The 16,787-nt window shown below is 68.8% G+C and carries 14 protein-coding genes, 1 tRNA gene and 1 riboswitch; of the genes, 4 read left to right on the top strand and 11 right to left on the bottom strand.

Features of this window, described 5'->3' with window-relative positions:
- Nucleotides 1-166: 166 nt before the first annotated feature.
- From LV79_RS21910 to LV79_RS21890, 5 genes are all read right to left on the bottom strand, one after another.
- Nucleotides 167-880 carry an ABC transporter ATP-binding protein gene (locus tag LV79_RS21910; RefSeq protein WP_253840056.1) on the bottom strand — a complete coding sequence of 238 codons (714 nt, stop codon included), beginning with the start codon at nucleotides 878-880 and terminating at the stop codon, nucleotides 167-169.
- Nucleotides 877-1,761, bottom strand: coding sequence for an ABC transporter ATP-binding protein (locus LV79_RS21905; RefSeq protein WP_253840055.1), 885 nt, complete (start codon nucleotides 1,759-1,761; stop codon nucleotides 877-879). Before LV79_RS21905 ends, LV79_RS21910 begins: the two co-directional genes overlap by 4 nt.
- Nucleotides 1,758-3,503, bottom strand: a complete 1,746-nt coding sequence (locus LV79_RS34610; protein ID WP_253840054.1) for a branched-chain amino acid ABC transporter permease — start codon at nucleotides 3,501-3,503, stop codon at nucleotides 1,758-1,760. Before LV79_RS34610 ends, LV79_RS21905 begins: the two co-directional genes overlap by 4 nt.
- Nucleotides 3,500-4,435 carry a branched-chain amino acid ABC transporter permease gene (locus LV79_RS21895; RefSeq protein ID WP_253840053.1) on the bottom strand — a complete coding sequence of 312 codons (936 nt, stop codon included), beginning with the start codon at nucleotides 4,433-4,435 and terminating at the stop codon, nucleotides 3,500-3,502. The genes LV79_RS34610 and LV79_RS21895 overlap by 4 nt, the downstream gene beginning before the upstream one ends.
- Before the next feature lie 77 nt (nucleotides 4,436-4,512).
- A complete protein-coding gene (locus LV79_RS21890) occupies nucleotides 4,513-5,745 on the bottom strand; it encodes a branched-chain amino acid ABC transporter substrate-binding protein (protein WP_253840052.1) in 1,233 nt (410 codons plus the stop codon).
- A gap of 265 nt (nucleotides 5,746-6,010) precedes the next feature.
- On the opposite strand from LV79_RS21890, the gene LV79_RS21885 reads away from it, so the two are divergent.
- Nucleotides 6,011-7,882 carry a fibronectin type III domain-containing protein gene (locus LV79_RS21885; protein ID WP_253840051.1) on the top strand — a complete coding sequence of 624 codons (1,872 nt, stop codon included), beginning with the start codon at nucleotides 6,011-6,013 and terminating at the stop codon, nucleotides 7,880-7,882.
- An 11-nt stretch (nucleotides 7,883-7,893) separates the two neighbouring features.
- Here LV79_RS21885 and LV79_RS21880 read toward each other — a convergent pair whose 3' ends face one another.
- Nucleotides 7,894-8,493, bottom strand: coding sequence for an ANTAR domain-containing response regulator (locus LV79_RS21880; RefSeq protein WP_253840050.1), 600 nt, complete (start codon nucleotides 8,491-8,493; stop codon nucleotides 7,894-7,896).
- Between the two features lie 130 nt (nucleotides 8,494-8,623).
- Here LV79_RS21880 and LV79_RS21875 point away from each other — a divergent pair.
- From LV79_RS21875 to LV79_RS21865, 3 genes are all read left to right on the top strand, one after another.
- Nucleotides 8,624-8,697 (top strand) — tRNA-Leu (locus LV79_RS21875).
- Between the two features lie 153 nt (nucleotides 8,698-8,850).
- Entirely contained in the window at nucleotides 8,851-9,201 is a 351-nt protein-coding gene (locus tag LV79_RS21870; protein ID WP_253840049.1) for a hypothetical protein, read from the top strand.
- A gap of 7 nt (nucleotides 9,202-9,208) precedes the next feature.
- The gene (locus LV79_RS21865; RefSeq protein WP_253840048.1) at nucleotides 9,209-9,625 is read left to right on the top strand and encodes a DUF6892 domain-containing protein; all 417 of its coding nucleotides are present in this window, start codon (nucleotides 9,209-9,211) and stop codon (nucleotides 9,623-9,625) included.
- Nucleotides 9,626-9,810: 185 nt separating this feature from the next.
- On the opposite strand, the gene LV79_RS21860 is transcribed toward LV79_RS21865, so the two are convergent.
- From LV79_RS21860 to LV79_RS21840, 5 genes are all read right to left on the bottom strand, one after another.
- Entirely contained in the window at nucleotides 9,811-10,851 is a 1,041-nt protein-coding gene (locus LV79_RS21860) for an EcsC family protein (protein WP_253840047.1), read from the bottom strand.
- Nucleotides 10,852-11,361: 510 nt separating this feature from the next.
- Complete coding sequence (gene metE / locus LV79_RS21855; RefSeq protein WP_253840046.1) at nucleotides 11,362-13,641, bottom strand: 5-methyltetrahydropteroyltriglutamate--homocysteine S-methyltransferase; 2,280 nt, start codon at nucleotides 13,639-13,641, stop codon at nucleotides 11,362-11,364.
- Between the two features lie 117 nt (nucleotides 13,642-13,758).
- Nucleotides 13,759-13,971, bottom strand: a riboswitch (cobalamin riboswitch).
- A 289-nt stretch (nucleotides 13,972-14,260) separates the two neighbouring features.
- Nucleotides 14,261-15,574 (bottom strand): aminotransferase family protein, encoded by a 1,314-nt coding sequence (locus LV79_RS21850; RefSeq protein WP_253840045.1) that lies wholly within the window; start codon nucleotides 15,572-15,574, stop codon nucleotides 14,261-14,263.
- A 31-nt stretch (nucleotides 15,575-15,605) separates the two neighbouring features.
- Complete coding sequence (locus tag LV79_RS21845; protein WP_253840044.1) at nucleotides 15,606-16,079, bottom strand: hypothetical protein; 474 nt, start codon at nucleotides 16,077-16,079, stop codon at nucleotides 15,606-15,608.
- Nucleotides 16,080-16,081: 2 nt separating this feature from the next.
- A complete protein-coding gene (locus LV79_RS21840) occupies nucleotides 16,082-16,390 on the bottom strand; it encodes an SRPBCC family protein (RefSeq protein ID WP_308208954.1) in 309 nt (102 codons plus the stop codon).
- Nucleotides 16,391-16,787 lie beyond the last annotated feature (397 nt).

Below are 16,787 nucleotides of genomic sequence, written 5' to 3'. Positions count from 1 at the left end.
GACATTTCCGGGCCCGCACAGTACGCATCCCCTGCTAGACGCCACAACGCCGGGTGAACGCACCCCCGCACAGCGGCAGTCAAAGCGAAATCGCCTTCCAGCCGACCAAAAAAGGGCCGCACCCGGGGACAACCCCGGGTGCGGCCCGCACAGAACGAAACGAACCTCAGTCCTCGCCCAGGTAAGCGGCTCGGACGCGCTCGTCGGCCAGAAGGTCGTGTCCCGGGCCTTCGAGCGTGGTGCGGCCGAGGTCGACCACGTACCCGCGGTCGGACAGCGCCAGCGCCGCGAGGGCGTTCTGCTCGACAAGCAGGATGGTGGTGCCCTGGGCCTGCAGGTCCTTGATGGTGTCGAAGATGCGCTGCGTCATGATCGGCGACAGGCCCATGGAGGGCTCGTCGAGCATGAGCAGGCGCGGGCGCGACATCATGGCCCTGCCGATGGCGAGCATCTGCTGCTCGCCGCCGGAGAACAGGCCCGCCTTCTGGGTGCGGCGCTGGCCGAGTACCGGGAACAGGTCGTAGACCCGCTGCATGTCCGCCGCGACGCCGCTGTCCTTGCGGACGTAGGCGCCCAGGTGCAGGTTCTCCTCGACCGTCATCCGGCCGAAGAGCCTGCGGCCCTCGGGGCAGTGCGCGACGCCGCGTTCCAGGATGGTGTGCGCGGCGAGCTCGGTGATCGGCTTGCCCTCAAGCAGGATGCTGCCGGACTTGGGCCGCAGCAGGCCCGAGATGGTGCGCAGCGTCGTGGTCTTGCCCGCGCCGTTGCTGCCGATGAGGCTGACGATCTGCCCCTCGCCGACCGCGAACGACACATCGCGCACGGCCTCGATGGCGCCGTAGGCGACGCTGAGGTTCTGCACCTCCAGCAGTGCGGTCACCGGTTGCCTCCCTCGTGGCCGTCCTGGTCGCGGATCGGCTGCATGACCTGCGTCGACTCCGGCCCGCCGTGCGCGGCCTCCTCGGCGTACTGGCGCACCTCGGCCTCCACCTCGTCCGGCGGCTTGCCCAGGTAGGCCTCGATGACCCTGGGGTCGGCGCGCACCACGTCCGGGGTGCCCTCGACGAGCAGCTGGCCCTGCACGAGCACCGAGACGTGGTCGCACAGCGAGAAGATGAACTTCGTGTCGTGCTCGATGACCACGACCGCGACGCCGGTCTCGCGGATCGCGAAGATCAGCTGCCGGGTCGCCTCAGTCTCCTGCGGGTTCATGCCCGCGGTCGGCTCGTCGAGCAGCAGCACCTTCGGGTCCGTGGCCAGCGCGCGGGCGATCTCGAGCCTGCGCTGGTCGCCGTAGGGCAGGTTGCGGGCCAGTTCGTCGTGCACGGTGCCGAGCCCGACGAACTCCAGCAGCTCCCTGGACCGGTCGCGGGCGTCGCGCTCGCCCTTGAGGTAGGCCGGGCCGTGGAACAGCGAGGCCAGCGGGCCCTGCTTCATCCGCGAGTGCCGCCCGACCATGACGTTCTCCAGCGAGGTCATGCTGGGGAACAGCCGGATGTTCTGGAACGTGCGCGCGACACCGGCCACGGTGACCGCGGCCGGGTCGGTCGGCAGGACCTGCCCGCGCAGCTGCACGTTGCCCGTCGTGGGCGAGTACAGGCCGGTGAGGCAGTTGAAGAACGTGGTCTTGCCCGCGCCGTTGGGCCCGATGAGCCCGAGGATCTGGCCCTCCTGCAACCGCAGGCTGACGTTGGACAGCGCGGTGAGGCCACCGAAGACCATCGACACGCTGTTGGCGGCGAGCACCGGGGTCGCGCTCATCGGGTCACCGCCTTCTCGTCACCGGGGGTGTCGTGCACGTTGAGCTCCTCGATCGGCACCCCGTCGGCGCCCTCGTCGGCGAGTTCGGCCCTGCGGTGCCGGTCGGGCACCAGGCCCTGCGGCCGGAACCGCATGATCAGCACCAGCGCCAGGCCGAAGAGCATGAGCCGGTAGTCGGAGAACTCGCGCAGCTTCTCCGGCAGCACCAGCAGCAGCGCGGCACCGAGCACGGCGCCCGGGATGGACCCCATGCCGCCGAGGATGACCGCCGCGAGCAGCGTCACCGACTCGATGAACTGGAAGCTGTCGTAGGCCACTGTGGAGGTCTTGTGCGCGAACACCGCGCCTGCCAGACCCGCCAGCGTCGCACCGATGAGGAAGGCGAGGATCTTCGCCTGCCCGGTCTTGATGCCCATGGCCCGCGCGGCGTCCTCGTCCTCGCGGATGGCGATCCAGGCGCGGCCGATGCGCGAGTTCTTGAGGTTCGCGAACACCACCATGACCAGCGCGACCAGCACGATGATCAGCACGTAGTACAGGACGCCCGAGGGCAGCTCCAGGGAGCCGATGGTGAGCGACTCGTCGAACGACGCGCCGAACCAGTTGATCGGCGGCACGTTCGGGATGGCGTTGGCACCACCGGTGAGGCCGCCGATGTTGTTCTGCGCGGCCTTCTTGAAGATCTCACCGAAGGCGAGGGTCACGATGGCGAGGTAGTCACCGCGGACCCGCAGCGTCGGCGACCCGACCACGGCGCCGAAGATGCCAGCCACGACAGCGGCGATGATCGCGGCCACCACGAACGGCAGCTCGATGTCGAACGCGGCCGCCGCGGCACCGGAGAAGTTCGCCGCGACGAACGCGCCGATGCCCAGGAACGCCACGTACCCCAGGTCGAGCAGACCGGCGAGGCCGACGACGATGTTGAGGCCGATCGCGGTCGCGGCGTAGACGCCGATGTTGGCCGCGGTGGTCATCCAGTAGTCGGTGCCCGCCTCGGTGAACGGCAGCGCGAGCGCCACCAGCACCAGGACGATGACGCTGAACCACTTGTGCTTGTCGGACAGGCCGGAGATCCAGCCGGTGAGGCCGATGCCGTGCAGGGCACCGAGGACACCGGCGAGGAAGGCGAGCAGGGACAGGAAGATCGGGCCCGCGTACGGGTTGCCGACACCGCCCTGGCCGCCCGCGTTGAGCATCATCGCGACCACGAGCAGCAGCGCGACGAAGGAGACCACCAGCACCGCGTACGCGACCAGCGTCGGGACCGAGGTCTTCCACTGCGGCACGGGCTCGAGCGGGCCGGTCTTGGCGGCCAGCACCAGCGCGATGCCCGCGATCAGCGACACGATGCCGCCGAAGGCGAAGTTGGTGCCGTCGGAGGTGATCGCACCGAACCCACCGCCGTCGACGAGCGGGAAGACGATGTTGACCGCGGCGACGCCGATGAGGCCCCAGCCCAGGGCGCGCAGCACCCGGCGCAGGGGCACGGGGATGAAGTGCGCCACGATCGCGACGACGCCCAGCAGCAGCACGTGCAGGCGGAACCCGCTGACGGCGTAGGGCGCGTCGAAGAACTGGAGGGTGGCCTTGTCCGGGTACGCGCCGTCGTTGAGCAGGAACGTGACCCAGGGCAGCAGCGCGCCGAGGATGGCGAGCACCCCGCCCCCGATGCCCAGCGGCCTGGCCAGGCCGGGCGGGATGGCGACGGAGCCCGTCACCGAGTTCGTAGGCTTGCTCACGCGCGCACCCTTTCCGGCTCACCGAACAGGCCCTGCGGCCGGAAGACGAGCACGACGATCAGCAGGACGAAGATCCACACCAGGTCGTACTGCGTGCCGCCGGGCAGGTACTGACCGGACAGGGTCTTGATCAGGCCGATGGCGAAGCCACCGATGACCGCGCCCTTGATGCTGCCGACGCCGCCCAGCACCGCCGCGGTGAAGGCGAAGATGCCGTAGAGGAAACCGACCTCGGTGTCGACGTTGGTGATGTGGATGCCGTAGAGCACACCCGCGAGGCCCGCCAGCGCGCCACCGATGGTGAAGGTGAGCACGATCGTGCGGTTCGGGTTGACGCCCATCAGCCGGGCGGTGTCCGGGTCCTGGGCGGTCGCGCGCATCGCGCGGCCCATCCGGGACCGGGTGATGTAGGTCTGCAGGATGATCGCGCCCAGGATCGACACCACGATCATCAGGATCGCGGTCGCACCGATGGTCACGGTGCCCTCGCCGAGCTGGAAGCGGAACTGCTCGTCGACGAAGGCCCGGGGGAAGGGGACGGGGGCGGTCGCGCCCGGGTACCACAGGCGGACGGCCTCCTTGAGGATGACCGAGACGCCGAGCGCCGTGATCAACGGCGCCAGGCGGGGAGCGTTGCGCAGCGGCCGGTAGGCCAAGCGCTCCATGGCAACGGCGAGCACCACGGCGACCACCGCACCGCCGAGAGCCATCAACGGCAGGGCGATCGGCCAGTGACCGTGATCGCGCCAGCTCTCCGGGAGGACGTAAGAGTACGTGGCGAGCGAGGCGAACCCGCCCACCATGAAGACCTCGCCGTGCGCGAAGTTGATCAACTGGATGATGCCGTACACCATCGTGTAGCCGAGTGCGATGAGCGCGATCAAGCCACCCAGCACCAGGCCGTTAATGAGCTGCTGTAGCAGCGTGGCCACGTCTACCTCCAAGAGCGGCGGGGGCGGGCCAGGTGCGCCCGCCCCCGCCACGTGCGGTTGGACAAGAAAGTTCCGGCTCAGCCGCCGAAGGTGCCGGTCTCGTCAGCCACCCACTTGCCGCCGGAGACCTTGTAGACGGTCAGCAGCTTGTTGGTGCTGTCGCCGTACTGGTCGAACTTGATCTCGCCGGTCGCACCCTCCGCGGAGTACGTGCCCACGTTGGAGATCACGTCGGTGCGCTTGGCCTCGCTCCACTCGGCGCCACCGGTGAGGGCCTTGCCCAGCGAACCGATGATGGCGTTCGCGGCGTCGTAGGCGAACGCGCCGTACGCGCTGAAGTCGTCCTTGTACGCCTTGGCCTTGTACGCGGACACGAACGCCTTGGCGGTGTCGAGGGTGTCGGTGGGCGCGCCGACCGAGGTCGCCAGGTCGCCCTCCTTGCCGCCGAGCTCGATGTACTTGCCGTCGTAGATGCCGTCGCCGCCCATCACGGGGATGTTGAGGCCCGCGTCCTTGAGCTGCTTGGACAGCGGACCGGCCTGCGGGTACTCACCGCCGTAGTAGACCGCGTCCGGCTTCGAGCCGCTGATGGTGCCGATGACACCGCTGAAGTCGGTGTCCTTCTCGCCGACCTTGGCGGTGGCCACGATGGTGGCGCCGTCCTTCTCGGCCTGCTTCTTGAACTCCGCGGCCAGACCCTCGCCGTAGGTCTTGCCGTCGGTGATGATGGCGATGGACTTCTTGCCCGCCTTGCCGACCAGGTACTTGGCCGCGAACGGGCCCTGCAGGTCGTCGGTGGCGCAGACGCGGAAGTAGTTCTCGAACTGGCGCTTGGGCGCGGTGCCGTACTCGGCACCCCGGGTCAGCGACGGGTTCGTGTTGGCGGGCGACACCTGGACGATGTTCTTGCCCTTGAGGATCGGCTGCACGCTCTGCGCGACCGACGAGTTCAGCGTGCCGACCACGCCGACCACGTTGGCGTTCGACGACAGGCGGGTGGCCGCCTGCGCGCCGACCTGGGCGGTCGCCTGGTCGTCCTCCGGCTGCACCTGGAGCTTGTAGCCCGGCACGGCGCACTTCTCGTTGGCCTGGTCGGCCGCGAGCTGCGCGGAGTTCCGGATGCCGAGGCCGAGCGCGGACAGGCCGCCGGACAGCGGCGCGATGACGCCGATGACCAGGGTGCCCTTGCTCTGGTCGCAGCTCTGGTTGTTCCCCCCGCCCGAGCCTGACTCGGTCTTGTTCGTGCCACAGGCTGCGAGCAACAACGCGCCAGCGACCAGCACCGCGGCCTTCACCGTCTGGTTTCGCACGTGATGTCCCTTCTCCGCTTTCGTCCGGACAATGCGTGTAAGCATGCCGAACCTCGCCCTCATACCTGTTGGAGGGTTGCGCCGGAAAGTAGTGACCGAATGCGACGTAGTCACGCACCTGGGCTCCTCGTGACCAGACTGCAACGAAAGTGCGGGGTCGTGTTCGCAGTCCGGACATCCGGGCATGAACAGCGCGACACCGACCCGGTCTCAACTTCACAACAACGTGTCACACACCGTCACCGGCGGCCCTAGGGTGCGGGGCGTGCGACTGCGGAACCGGGTCCTGGCCTGGGGTTCCGCCCTGCTCGCGATCGGTGCCGCCGTGGTGTTGTTGCGGGCGCCCGCCGAGCCGCCGAGGCCGGGACCTGCGCCTATCCCGCCACCGGAACGAGTTAGCCGCTACGCCGCCGACGACGTGGTGCTACCGGAGCAGGGGGCGCCGCCGGACACACCGCGTGACGTGGTCGTGGGAAAGGCACCGGGCAGACTGGTCGTGTCGTGGGCGGAAGTGGCCCGGGCCACGGGATACGAGGTGCGGTGGAGCGGCGCGGGGCAGTCACCCGGTACCCGGTTGGTGGCCACCCGCGACACCCAGTTGGACGGGCTCGTGGACGGCCGAGAATACCGGATCGAGGTACGCGCGGTGGACGCGTTCGGCCAGGTTTCGGGGCCCGCGGCGGCAATCGGGAATCCCGGACCGGGTGATACTTCCTGGCGCGCCGGGCTGACCGGCCTCCTGGACGATTTCCCCGACGATTCGACGCTGCGCGCGGACACCGTCGGGTCACTGTGGCACCTGTCCGGTTACCGCGGGTGCGTCGACCTCGGCGCGCGGGCGGCGGCGGAGGTCGGGCTGCCGATCGACCTCGGCTGCGGGGCGGACGAAGCGGTGCTGCGCGCCAGGGCGCCGGTGCTGCTCGGCGAGTCCACTCCGGACGGCGAGCTGGGCCGGGTGGCGGTGCTGACCGACGCGGCGGGCCCGGGCGGGCGGCTGACGCTGGACCTGGTGCCCGGACCGGCGGACCGGGTGGGGTCGACCGCGGGCGGCGGGTCGTTGCCGCCGGGGACGGTGCGGGCGGTCGTGGACGACACGGGCGCGCGGGTCGGTGAGCAGGACGAGTTCGTCGCGACGCCCGGTCCACGCGGTGCCGGGGTGCTGCACTTGTTCGAGGTCCGGGTGACCGCTACGGGGGTGACGCTGTCGCAGGACGGCAGGGTTATCGCGTCGTCGCCTGTGGTGCCGTCGTGGCGGTCGGCGTGGTTGTTGGTGGGTGTGCGGGGTCCGGAGGGGCGGCGCGCACGGGTCCATCTGGCGACGGTGGGGTTCACGGGGCTGGCGTCGCCTGTGCCGCAGGTAGTGGAGACGCCGGTGAACCTGGCTACGCGGCAGGTGTTGGACCCGTCAGCGACGGCACCGTCGGCCGGGATCTTGCGCCGTCCATTGGCGACAGCATTGTCTGCGCGTCTTGTGGTGACGATGGTGATGTCCACGGGGATGGATGTCAGCCGCACGCAGATCCAACTGGGCACGTCGATGCTGCCCGCACGCCCGGTAGCACCACCGCCTATAGAGGCCGGTTCGGTGGTGACTGTGGTGGCTGACGTACCGCAGTCGTTGTTGGGTGGGAGTGGGCCTGACTCGTTGACGCCTCTAGTGGTCCGCGCGCCGGGGGCTGGTGAGGGCGCGTTGGTGCAAGAGAGCTATTTGGAACTGGTACCCGGGCCAGTGGCGTCTGTAAGGACCACCACGCAGCCCGCGCGTACCGACCGCCTACGCCCCACCGTCAACGCCTTGCCCACAGCCGGACTCACTCTCGGGGACTCGACCGGGCGGCCTCTAGCGACTCCTACCGTGCCCGCGCAAGGGAGGCTGGTCCTGACCGTGAACCTCGCGGGCGCGGCGGCGCAGTGGGACACAGGTGGACTAGAGGGCGTGCAAGGGTTCCAGGTCTGGGTGGACGGCCGGATGACGGCGAGCCTGCCTACGTCGGCACACACAGGGGCACCCGGTGGGCGCTATGCGATCCCAGTAGGGCTGACGGGGCGCGCGGTCGGTGAGCACACCGTGGAGGTCCGGGTGATCGGGACGCAGGGGACCCGGGGATCGGTCCTGAGTCAGTTCACCGTGTCCTAGTTGATGGTGTCTTAGTTGATGGTGTCGACAACGGCCTCGGCGACGGCCTTCATGGTCGTCCGCCGGTCCATGGCCGTGCGCTGGATCCACCGGAACGCCTCGGGCTCGGACAACCCCTGGGCGGCCATCAGCAGCCCCTTGGCCCGCTCGATCACCTTCCGCGTCTCCAGCCGCTCGGTCAACCCGGCGACCTCGTTCTCCAACGCCTGCACCTCGGCGAACCGGCTGACCGCCAACTCGATCGCGGGCACCAGGTCGTGCTTGGCGAACGGCTTCACCAGGTACGCCATCGCCCCCGCGTCCCGCGCCCGCTCCACCAACTCCCGCTGCGAGAACGCCGTCAACATCACCACCGGCGCGATCCGCTCCCCCGCGATCATCGTCGCCGCCTCGATCCCGTCCATCCTGGGCATCTTCACATCCAGGATCACCAAATCCGGCCGAAGCTCCCCAGCCAGCCGAACAGCCTCCTCCCCATCCCCCGCCTCCCCGGCGACCTCGTACCCCTCTTCCCGCAACATCTCCACCAGGTCAAGCCGAATCAACGCCTCGTCCTCGGCCACCAACACCCGCCGCGGGACAGACCGACCCTCAGCAACCACCTCAGTCACCGCTGGTCCTCCTCAACACCCGACCCAACCCAGAGCCCCCAGCTTACCGCCAGGTAGCCCCCACCCCCTCCCCACCACCCGTGACCACCCCAACACCCCGCCACCCCCATCCCGTAGAGTCACCGCCAACGCCCCCGTAGCCCAACCGGCAGAGGCAGCGGACTCAAAATCCGTCCAGTGTGCGTTCGAATCGCACCGGGGGCACGCACAGGTTGCACACTGGCCATCACCTGCCGATTCAGGGCAGTCGCCACAGTGTCCTAGCGACCTCTCCGCCACCGCCTGCCCGATCTCGGCGATGGCGTGCACCTCGTCGGCGGGGAGTGTGACTTTCAGGGTGGCTTCGTTGGTTGCGTAGTGGATCCGCACCGTCAACTGGGTCAGGTCAAACAATCGTTCGAGCAGGGGTCCTGGGGCCTGGTCGAGGTTGATCGCCAGGTAGGGCAAGGCGTCGATGAGGTCCAGTTGGTCGAGGCTGGGCTGGGTTGGCTCCTGTTGCTGGTCGAGTTGGTTGATCGCTCCCAGCGCCGCCTGGCGTTCGGTGTCGAGGTCGTTGTAGCGCTGGCGAAGGCCCTGGGTGAAGGGGTCACGGGGATCGGCGTCCTCGGCTTGCCGCCGGACGTTGTCGAGCTTGCGAGCGATGTCGGCCACCTTGCCTTGGAGCCGCTTGTCGTTGCGGGCCGATTCGTGCGATCGCCACCTCTATGATTCGGGCATGGGCCAACCGATTCCGTTCACCGACGTCAACTTCAAGCTCGCCGTCGTCCACGAGCTGATGTACAACCAGGGCCTTCTGCCGAGGTTCAGGTTGACCGAGTACGCCGTCGAGCAAGGCTTCACCTACAACGCCTGGAGCGGCGAGGTGGTGCCTGCGGCACTGGCATACTTCGCGGCGCTCGAGGTCCCCGTCGAGCTCGCGGAGCGGATCACCAAGATCGAGATGGACGGCGGCAACAAGATCTACCTCGAGATCGCGCCGGGCTGGGACGGCGAGGACGAGCTGTTCGAGATCAACGAGTTCGCCGACCTGCGGCACTTCCCCAACCTGAAGTCGATGACACTGTTCTACACCGGCGACGAGGAGCCGCTGGAGATGCTGCGTGCTCGCGGTATCGACGCGGCTTGGGTCTGAACAGGCCGCTAACCCGGATCTTTCACGTGGGTCATGGTCTGGCTCGAGGCAGGAGGACCGCGACGCCTTGGGCTACGTGAAGGCGGGCAATAACTAGACGACTGGACTCCGGCTGCCGCTCGTCAATCGTGAGTGTGCCACCGTCCGAATGGTAGCCGGATCCGGCTAGCCCTCCGGGCATTGCGCTATCGCTGCTCGTCGTTGCGGGCGTCACGGCCTTCGGTGTCGAGTTCGTCGTTGACGATCTCGGCGATGAGGATCTGGTCGGCGGGGTTGTCGTCCGCAGCGGGAGTGGGCTGGACACCGTCGTCGGGGAGCCCGTACTTGTCGCGCAGGAAGCGTTCGCGGTACAGCCTGTCGGCGTCGTCTGCCAGCTTGGCGAGCAGCCGGGCGTTGAGACCGGCACCGATCAGGATGCCCGCGATGGGTACCGCCTGACCGAGCTTCTGTTTGGTCAGGCGCAAGCCGAGCCGTTGGTAGACGACGTGCAGGACACGGGTGACGCTGTTCGTGTTCAACTGCGCCCAGGTCGCGTTGCGCGCCAACGCTTGCACGATCTTGTTGAGCTCCAGGTAGGCGGCACTCTTGCCCGCCTGCCGAGCCAGGCCGAAGTTCAGCACACCGAGGGCGAAGACCTGCTCCTCCGGATGTCTGGTGTCGTAGCCGTAGAAAGCCGCCGTGCGGGCGACGGCGCGTGTCATCGCCCCCAGCGTCGCGGCCGCATCCGCGGCCAGCGCTGCGATGACCGTTCCGGCGCCGGGTGCTGCGGCCGCTCCCGCACTCGCCACCGTGCCGACCGTGGCCAGCAGTTCGCCGCCGGACACAGCCAGTCCGGTGGCCGCGCCCGTGACCGCGGTGCCGGAGGCATAGCGCAGGCCGAGGCGCGGCTTGACCTTGTCGACCACCTTGAGGTCGAGCTTGCGGATGTCCTCGATGTCGGTCAGGACGTGGCCGCGCTTGGCATAGGCAGCGAGGACGACGCTGCGCCGCATGCTCTTCTCCGCCGCCTTGTTCACCACGCTCAGCATGCCCTCGAGTGCTTGACCGAGGGTGCCGACAAGCTGCTGCGCACCGGGAATCCCGTCGACTCTCCCACGGCCGAGCTCGCCTGCCTTGGCCAGGCCACCACGAACCACCTGGGGCAGCACGTGCCGCTCCGCCGACGGCAACCGGTCGACCCGCCATGCAGCAAGCTCGTCCCACGCCGTCCGCTCATAGCTGCTCATGTCTCCGGTACCCACCGCGCCGCTCCCCAGTACTCGATGTCGCAATGAGCGTGCAGCCTACGCTCAACGGCTGACACCCCCGGATATCCCACTATCGGCACGACTGCGGGACGGCCCGTAGCGCGCGCATCGACAGACGCGGATGTTCGCGTCATGACGAATGAGGCAGCTCGCAACAACCCGATCCCCGTCAGAACCCACACACAACTGCCCAACGACACACCGGTCTGCGGCGCGTCAAAGCGCCAAGTACGCCTCGACCACCAACAGCCGGTAAGAACGATCGGTTGACAATTCCGGCTGTTCATTCAGATGAGACTCGATCATCTCAGCGGAGTCACATGTGGACATTCCGACGCAGTGAGCGAAGGCCGATCGCAGGATTGAAGATGTTGGGCGATGTCCTGGATCCAGCGGGCATTCTCTGCCTTCGCGTGGCATGAACCCCGTCGCTCTTGGCGAAGCACGCCCGTGCGGTGGATGGGTGTCCACCCACCGCACGGGCGGTTGTTAGAGATCGGAGCGGACTGTGGCGGTGGCGGCGACGAGGTTGGTGAGGGTTGCGTGGACCTCGGGGTAGCCGCGGGTTTTGAGGCCGCAGTCGGGGTTCACCCAGAGGCGGTTGGCGGGGAAGGAGGCTGTGGCGGTGCGGAGGTGGCCGATGATCTCCTCGACCGAGGGCACGCGCGGGGAGTGGATGTCCCAGACGCCGGGGCCCACTTCGTTGGGGTAGGCGGCGGCGGTGAGGTCGGTGATGATGGCCATGTTGGAGCGGGCCGCTTCCAGGCTGATGACGTCGGCATCCATGTCGATGATGGCCTGGAGGACGTCGCCGAACTCGGCGTAGCACATGTGGGTGTGGATCTGGGTCTCGTCGCGGACGCCTGCGGTGGCGAGCGTGAAGGACGTCACCGCCCACTCCAGGTAGGCGGCGCGGTCGGCCTGGCGCAACGGCAGCGTCTCGCGCAGCGCGGGTTCGTCGACCTGGATCACGGCGATGCCCGCGCGCTCCAGGTCCGCCACCTCGTCCCGCAGCGCCAGTGCGACCTGGCGCGCGGTCTCCGCCTCCGGCTGGTCGTCGCGCACGAACGACCACGCCAGCATGGTGACCGGACCGGTGAGCATTCCCTTGACCGGACGCGGTGTCAGGCTCGCGGCGTAGGTGGACCACTCGACGGTCATCGGCGCGGGACGGGACACGTCACCGGCGATGATCGGCGGCCGGACGTAGCGGGTGCCGTAGGACTGGACCCAGCCGTGCCGGGTGGCGACGAACCCCGCGAGCTGCTCGGCGAAGTACTGGACCATGTCGTTGCGCTCCGGCTCGCCGTGCACCAGCACGTCGAGCCCGAGTTCCTCCTGCGCGGCGATGACCGAGCGGATCTCCGCCCGCATCGCGTCCTCGTACGCCTCGTCCGACAGCCGCCCCGCGCGCAGCTCCGCGCGGGCCTTGCGCAGCTCGCTGGTCTGCGGGAACGAGCCGATGGTGGTGGTCGGCAGGTCGGGCAGCGCCAACCGGGCCTGCTGCGCCTGACGACGCTTCTCGTACGGGGACGCGCGGTGCAGGTCGGCGTCCGTGACCGCCCGGTCCCGCACCTCGGGCACCCGCACGATCGGCGAGCCGACCCGCGACGCCAGCCGGTCCGCGTTGTCCCCCAGGGCTTCGGCGATCGCGGCGCGCCCCTCGGCCAGCCCGACGCGCAGCGTGACGACCTCAGCGACCTTCTGCCGGGCGAACGCGAGCCAGCCCGCGATCTCGGGGTGCAGGTCGCGCTCCAGGGTGACGTCGAGCGGGACGTGCAGCAGCGAACACGACGCCGACACGTCCAGCGAGCCCGCCAACCCGTACAGGGTGTCCAGCGTGGTCAACGCGGCGGCGAGGTCGGCGGCCCAGATGTTGCGACCGTTGACCACGCCCGCGACCAGCCGTTTCCCCGGCACGCCCCCGATGGCCGCCAAGTGCTCGAGGTTGGCCGTGGCGGGACCGGTGAAGTCGATCGCCAGACCTTCGACAGGGGAGTCGGCGAGCACCGGCAGCGCGTCGCCGAGGCGGTCGAAGTACGAGGCGACCAGGATCTTGGGCCGCACCCGTTCCGCCGCCAGCGCCGCGTAGGTCTCCGCCACCCGCTCCAACACGGCCGCGGGCTGGTCGGTGACGAGCACGGGCTCGTCCAGCTGCACCCACTCCGCCCCCGCCGCGCGCAACTGGCCGAGCAGGTCGACGTACAGCGGCACCAACCGGTCGAGCAGGGCCAACGGCTCGGAGGTGCCGGTCGGGTCCTTGGCAAGCAACAGGAAGCTGATCGGACCCAGGACCACCGGCCGCGTGAGGATCCCGTGCTCGAGCGCCTCGGCGAACTCGGAGAGCGGCTTGGTCGGGTCGAGGGTGAACTCGGTGTCCGGCCCCAACTCGGGGACGAGGTAGTGGTAGTTCGTGTCGAACCACTTGGTCATCTCCAGCGGCGGGACGTCGGCCGCGCCGCGCGCCATGGCGAAGTAGCGGTCCAGCCCCTCCCCCACCGCCGCGTGCCGCCGCGGGATCGCGCCGACCAGCCACGCGGTGTCCAGGACGTGGTCGTAGAGCGAGAAGTCGTTGCTCGGGATCTCGTCCAGCCCGGCGTCGCGCAGTTCCACGAGCCGTCCCAGCCGCAGGTCCCGGGCGGCTGAGAGCAAGGTGTCAGCGTCCGTCCGGCCTGCCCAGTAGGCCTCGGTCGCCTTCTTCAACTGCCGGTTGGCACCCTGGCGCGGGTATCCGTACACGGTCGCGCCGCCGGTGTTCGTGCTGGTCACGGGCCTCTCCTTCGCGAGTCCACATGGACCACCGCGGGAGGCGCGCACGGCGAAGCAGACCACCAGGGGCCTGGTTCGGCACGACCCACCCGCGAGGTCTCAGCCAGCGCCCCGCGGTCACGGGGCGCGCAGCGGGCAGGTCTTCGGACTCGCGGGCGCCACACTCGTGCCTACTGGCCGTCGCTTCCCAGGTCTCGCACCCAGTGCTCTGTGACGGCGGTCGTTCCCACTCACCGCTGCGGGGCAGTCCCGGACTCACACCGGGTTCCCTCTTGCCTCGATCACCGCACGTCAACGCACGGCGACCGAACCTGCTGCACCACCAGCCTAGTGCCTGCGCGCACCCCGGTGTCGAGCGCCGATCGGGTCACGACCGGTGACCCTCGACATGGTCGGTCTTCCTGCTCCACGGTATCGGGATGCTGGCGCGGTCCCGCCACCGAGACCGGGAGCGGCACTCCGTCACGAGGCCACTGGCGCGAGCTGGGAAGGCCGGGGCAGCCGTTGTGGTGTCACTCGGCCGAATGGCGTGGGTAGGTCGCATTGTGGTTCGCGCCGACACCCACCTCCGTAAAGTCTCGGCGCGAATTGGGCACTATGTGGGAACCCGATACTGGCGTCAGGGTCCCAGGACGTCGTGGATCGCTGTGGCGCAGCGGTGGGCCATGTCTCTTACTTGCTCAGGTGTGACGACGAGCGGGGGGCCGAAGAGCAGCAGGTCGCCGTCGTGGCCGTTGGTGTTGCCGGTTGCGTGGTAGAGGAGGAGTCCTTCGGTTTTCGCGGCGGCGATGATCTGTTCGGCGATTCGGTCGTGGCGGGGGAAGGGCTGGCGGGTGTCGCGGTCGCGGACGAGTTCGACCGCGCGCAGGAGGCCGATGCCGCGGATGTCGCCGACGGCCCAGTGGGTGGAGAGTTCGCGGTGCAGTGCCAAGCCGAGGTCCCGGCCGCGGTCGGCGACAGTGGGCACCAAGTCGCGCAGGACACCTAGTACCGCCCGTCCGGCGGCGGCGCCGACAGGGTGGTGGGAGTAGGTGAAGCCGTGGGTGAAACCGGATTCCGCCACGGTGTCGTGGATCTCGCCGGAGCACACGGTGAGGCCGAGGGGCCAGTACCCGGAGGCTGCGCCCTTGGCCGCGACGAGGATGTCCGGCCGCAGGCCCCAGTGCTCGCAGGCGAACCAGCGGCCGGTGCGGCCGAAGCCGGTCATCACCTCATCAGCGATCAGCAGCACACCGTGGGCGCGGCAGACCTCGGCAATCGCGGGCCAGTACTCCGCAGGCGGAACACAAGCGCCGAGGGCCGCGCCGGACACTGGTTCGGCGATGAACGCGGCCACCTGGTCCGGACCGATCTGGGTAATGACCCGGTCCAGGTGCTCGGCGTGCCTAACAGCGCACCCGCCCGGGTGCACGTCGGGGAACGGGCAGCGGTACTCGTACGGCGGCGTGGTGTGGAAGGCGTGCCCGAGCCACGGCAGATAAGGCGCCCGTAGACCAGCTCGACCGGAAACATCCAGCGCACCACGGGTGTTGCCGTGGTAGGAACCCTGCCGCGCGATGATCACGGACCGGTTCTGGCCGCGACCCAGGTGGTAGGCCCGCGCGAGCTTGATCGCGGTCTCCACAGCCTCACTGCCGCCGGACACCGGGTAGATCCGGGGATCGTCCACAGGCAACAGTGGTGCGAGTTCGTCGGCATAGGCATCCAGTGCCTCCGAACCGAACGCGGTGCCATGCACGTAGGCGACAGCGGCGGCCTGAGCGGCGATGGCGTCGACGACCTCAGTGACACCATGGCCGATCGAGTTGACCACCGCGCCCCCGGATCCGTCGAGATAGCTCCGTCCGTCCTCATCGAACAACTCCGCCCCCGTTCCCCTGACCACCAAAGGAAGTCGGTGACCAGGGGAACGGGAGAACACGTGCTTGCTCATCGGCAGGCGTCGATCGCCTCGGCGAACACCCTCAGCGCGACCTCGGCCTGCTCGGCGGCGACCACCAGCGGCGGAGACATCCGGGCGCGTTGGCGAGCGCGGCGAAAGCCTTGACGTGATCACGTTGGTAGGAAACGAGAAAGTCGGGTACACTACCCGGCCAATGCGTGGCGAACTGGACCTCCACCAGTTCACGCGGAGTCTCTCGTAGCGCGTCGAGTTCCTGGCCGAGTTCGGGTTCGGACACCTCGGGCATGGGCTCGAACACATCCGGAGTCCGCTGCCCGCGCCCCGCCTCCGCCAAGTGGAGGTGGACGTGCAGCGCGGCGACTTGCGGCACCGTGCGCAGGATCTCCCAGGCGCGCCGGGCCCATTCAGTGTATGGCCAGGGCGCCTGCGAGCCGTACCGGTGAAGCAACTCCAGCGCGGCGACGGACTCGTTGAGCGGGCTGATCGCGATCCTGGTGCGCGCCAACGTCAGAGGTCCCAGGTGGATGCGGATCATCGCTACCTCGGGTCCGCGCGCGCGTCGTGGTCAGCCAACCCGGTCGCGATACTCCACATGCAGCGCTGGAGATAAGGCTTCATGAACCACCGCATCCCCCAGCGCGCGGTGTACGTGCCACGCCAACGGATCCGCGTCCCACCGTTGGGCAACTCCGCAAGGTCGACCGTGGCCCGGTAGCCGGTGAGCTGCGGATTCACCACACCCTCGTACCCGAACCGCCGCTCAGCCTCCAGGACCGTGATCCGCTCCTTCGTCACCACCTTCCCAGTCCGGAACGTGCGGAACGTGCCGACCTCCACCCCGCCCACCAGGGCTGTCCTCCGCCTCATCGACCCGAGACCACACAGGCCACGTGTCGACATCAAGCAACAACGCCCACACAACACCCGGCGCCCCCGCAGACTCCGCAACAACGCCATAAGACCGCACTCCACCCATTCCCCCAACGTAGCCGCTACCAGCCAAACCTCCCACCCGGGATCACGGTCCGCCTGCAACGTGCGACTGCCCCCGCTTGTTGATCAACACGAACGGACACGCAGGCACGTGCGTGGTGCTACATGATCAATTCGAGCGGAATTCTTCGAGTTTAGCCATGGAAACGGCCAGGCGTGTGGCTTGAATGGGATCGGGCGGCAGGACCGGTTGTTTCCGGGGAATTTCGGGTGGTCGCGGGGGTGGCGTGCGAGGATGGTTGGGCCAATT

Source organism: Actinokineospora globicatena (assembly GCF_024171945.1).
GTDB classification, from domain to species: domain Bacteria; phylum Actinomycetota; class Actinomycetes; order Mycobacteriales; family Pseudonocardiaceae; genus Actinokineospora; species Actinokineospora globicatena.
The sequence above is the reverse complement of the archived record's forward strand: the minus strand, read 5'-3'. Positions and strand labels throughout refer to the sequence as shown.

Excerpts from the sequence above, each read along its gene's own strand:
- LV79_RS21905 (WP_253840055.1), bottom strand. The coding sequence starts at position 1,761 with ATGAGCGCGACCCCGGTGCTCGCCGCCAACAGCGTGTCGATGGTCTTC.
- LV79_RS21865 (WP_253840048.1), top strand. The coding sequence starts at position 9,209 with ATGGGCCAACCGATTCCGTTCACCGACGTCAACTTCAAGCTCGCCGTC.
- LV79_RS21860 (WP_253840047.1), bottom strand. The coding sequence starts at position 10,851 with ATGAGCAGCTATGAGCGGACGGCGTGGGACGAGCTTGCTGCATGGCGG.
- LV79_RS21850 (WP_253840045.1), bottom strand. The coding sequence starts at position 15,574 with ATGAGCAAGCACGTGTTCTCCCGTTCCCCTGGTCACCGACTTCCTTTG.
- LV79_RS21845 (WP_253840044.1), bottom strand. The coding sequence starts at position 16,079 with ATGATCCGCATCCACCTGGGACCTCTGACGTTGGCGCGCACCAGGATC.